This is a genomic window from Vibrio sp. M260112, assembly GCF_036533775.1.
In the GTDB taxonomy this organism is placed as follows: Bacteria; Pseudomonadota; Gammaproteobacteria; order Enterobacterales; family Vibrionaceae; genus Vibrio.
On the sequence record NZ_JATABH010000165.1, the window covers coordinates 1 to 975 of the forward strand.

A 975-nucleotide genomic window follows, 5' to 3' on the forward strand; every position below is an offset into this window, starting at 1 on the left:
TCGCTATACGCTTACCTAAATTCGGTACCAGACCTTTTGCAATAATTTCATCAGCATTATGGATAATAGAATGAGTAGAGAGTTTTAAGTTACGTCTAATCTGAGTGTAAATTGGGATTTGAACAGAACGTTTCGATAATGCAGCAAAGTTACCATCTAGCTTTTTGAATAGCGCAGCACGTTCTGCGACAAAAGAACCATAGTTAACACCACCAACACGGCTTGCCATCGCAACTTGAGAGACGTAAAGGTGGTTAATTTCAAGAAGCACGCCATTGATGTTTTTTAAATGTTGCTCAACACCTGTGGCTATAGCACCGACTCCCAATGAAGCATAAGCGTATAAGTCACCAGGAAGACCATCTGAGCCGACTTTTTTTATTGTTTCATCAGCATAATAATCTAGTACTTCAAAATGGCGATTAATGGTAGTAATTTGTTCCTCAGTCAGTTTCGCTAACTCGACACTGGCTGCTTCTGCTTCCTCGATTAGAGCATCGAGTTTACTTCTCTGCCCTTCGTTGATTGGTTCTTTGCTTACGACGACTACAATCTCTCCCTGTCTTACTGGGTTGTTCAAGTGTGCGTTATATTTCTTTAATAGCTTTTGGATATCTTCGCTTGTTTCTGAAGAGAAAAAGCTTTGCCAAAAATCCTTTAGCGGTTGGGTTTGCTCTACTTGGGTAAAGCCAAGTTCAAACTCTGTTGCAACATCAGAAATTATTTTGGTGTTTACAACGGGAATGTCTTTTTCAATCAACTCAGGACGATTGATCGATGCGATTGAGGTATCGACTAAGCATCGCTCGGTGTAGTTATAGAAAGTGTTTAAAGGTTGATTAAATCGCTTTGGGCTCTCCGGTGGTATCGCGTAAACAGGCTCTTTTTCAATGCTTAGCGGTTGCTGTTTTTCTACATTCAGAGAATCCCCTACCGATAGAGACATCGGGTCGGCATCGTACTGTGGATTAAGTT

The 975-nt window shown here is 40.9% G+C and carries 1 pseudogene; it reads right to left on the reverse strand.

What is annotated here, in order from left to right:
- Positions 1-946, reverse strand: a pseudogene (locus QTN95_RS20840) (hypothetical protein); the annotation flags it as partial.
- Positions 947-975: the final 29 nt, after the last annotated feature.